The sequence below is a fragment of the Corallococcus sp. AS-1-6 genome, assembly GCF_020037015.1.
Lineage (GTDB): Bacteria > Myxococcota > Myxococcia > Myxococcales > Myxococcaceae > Corallococcus.
Genome location: NZ_JAIQDE010000079.1, coordinates 1 through 2,265, shown reverse-complemented (window position 1 = coordinate 2,265; position 2,265 = coordinate 1). Strand labels below are relative to the sequence as shown.

The following is a 2,265-nucleotide window of genomic DNA, read 5'->3' as shown; positions in this document are numbered from 1 at the left end:
GACGCCCTCTCCAATCAGCTCGCCCACCGCCTGCGCCACCTCGGCGTCCGGCCCGGCCACGTCGTCGCCCTCTGCGTTGAGCGCTCACCCCTCCTCTTCGCCGGCATGCTCGCCATCCTCAAGGCCGGCGCCGCCTACCTCCCCCTGGATCCGGAGCACCCCGCGGAGCGGCTCGGCTTCATGCTGCGGGACGCTCGCGTGCCGGTGTTGCTGACCCGGTCGCACCTGGCCGGCTCGCTCGCGGAGCCGGAGGTCCAGACGCTCTGCCTGGACACGGACTGGGAGGGCGCGCTCGCCAACGAGAGCACGGCGCCCCTTCACGACACTGGCGACGCGGAGGAGCTGGCCTACGTCATCTACACGTCGGGTTCGACGGGCACGCCCAAGGGCATCGGCGTTCCGCACCGCGCCGTGCTGCGGCTCGTGTGCAACACCGACTACGTGCGACTGGAGCCGTCCGACCGCGTGGCCCAGGCCGCGAACAGCTCGTTCGACGCCGCCACGTTCGAGATCTGGGGACCGCTCCTCCATGGCGCGACCGTGGTGGGCATCTCGAAGGAGGTGGCCCTCTCGCCGCGCGAGCTGGAGCAGGCCATCCGGGAGCACGGCATCACCACGCTGTTCGTGACCACGGCGCTGTTCAACCAGCTCGCCCGCGAGACCCCTGCCGCGTTCCAGCCCTTGCGCCACCTGCTCTTTGGCGGTGAGGCCGTGGATCCCAAGTGGGTCCGGGCGGTGCTGGACAAGGGCGCCCCCGGGCGGCTGCTGCACGTCTACGGCCCCACCGAAACCACGACGTTCGCCTCCTGGCACCTGACGCGTCACGTGTCCCTGGACGCGACCACGGTGCCCATCGGGCAGCCGCTCGCGAACACCACGCTGCACGTGCTCGACGAGCGCCTGCGAGCCGTTCCGGTAGGACTGCCCGGGGAGCTGTTCATCGGTGGCCCTGGCGTGGCCCGGGGCTACCTGGGCCGTCCGGCGCTCACGGCCGAACGGTTCATCCCGGATCCCTTCGCGGGCGAGCCGGGTGCCCGCATGTACCGGACGGGCGACCTCGTCCGCCGGCTCGCGGATGGCGCCATCGAGTTCCAGGGCCGGCGGGATCACCAGGTGAAGCTGCGCGGCTTCCGCATCGAGCTGGGGGAGATTGAATCCGCCCTGGTCCGCCACCCGGAGGTGGGGGAAGCGGTGCTGCTGGTGCGCGAGGACGCCCCCGGAGACAAGCGACTGGTCGCCTACGTGGTCGCGCACGCCGGAGCGTCACCGTCCGCCGCCAGCCTCCGCGGCTTCCTGGCCGACCAACTGCCGGCGTACATGGTGCCCTCGGCCATCGTCCTGTTGGAGTCGTTGCCGCTGAACGCCAACGGCAAGGTGGATCGTCGCGCGCTGCCCGCGCCGACCTTCGAGCTCCCTCACGCCATCGTCCCCTCCGTCACACGCACACCGGTCGAAGAGCTGGTGGCGGGCGTCTGGGCGGACGTCCTGGGACTGCCGGGAGTCGGCCTGGACGAGAACTTCTTCGACCTCGGAGGCCACTCGTTGCTGGCCACCCAGGTGGTGGCGCGGCTGCGCGAGGCACTGCGCACCGAGCTGTCCATCCGCGACTTCTTCGAAGCCCCGACGCTGGGCGCGGTGGTCCGGAAGCTCGAAGCAGCGCTGGCCGCGGATCCAGGACATGCGCCGCCGCCCCTGCATCCGGCCCCCCGGACCGATTGGATGCCGCAGTCCTTCGCCCAGGAGCGGCTGTGGCTGCTGGCGCAGCTCGACGCGGAGTCGAGCGCCTATCATGTCCCCCTGGCCCTGCGACTGAGCGGAGCGCTGAAGGAGGAAGCGCTGCGGCTGGCGTTGGAGGGACTGGTGCACCGGCACGAAGCCCTGCGCACGGTGTTCGCGCCGGGCGAGGACGGGCCCTTGCAGCAGGTGCTCTCCGCGAGCCCACTGCCCCTGACCACGCTCAGCGTGGAGGCCCTGCCCCAGGAGGCTCGCGAAGCCGAAGCGCTGCGCCTGGCGCGCCAGGAAGCCCAACGCCCCTTCGACCTGGCCAAGGGCCCCCTGGTGCGCGCGTTGCTGGTGCGCCTGGGGCCGGACGACGCGGTGCTCCTGCTGGTGCTCCACCACATCGTCACCGACGGCTGGTCCATGGGCGTGCTGGTGCGCGAGCTGGGCGCCCTCTACGCCGCGCACGTCTCCGGCCAGCCTCCGGCCCTGCCCCCGCTGCCCGTGCAGTACGCCGACTACGCCCAATGGCAGCGCCAGTGGTTG

General features: G+C 71.8%; 1 protein-coding gene. It reads left to right on the top strand.

Features of this window, described 5'->3' with window-relative positions; all coding sequences use genetic code 11:
* On the top strand, positions 1–2,265 hold a 2,265-nt coding region (locus K8612_RS38695; protein WP_223765922.1), incomplete at both ends, for a non-ribosomal peptide synthetase.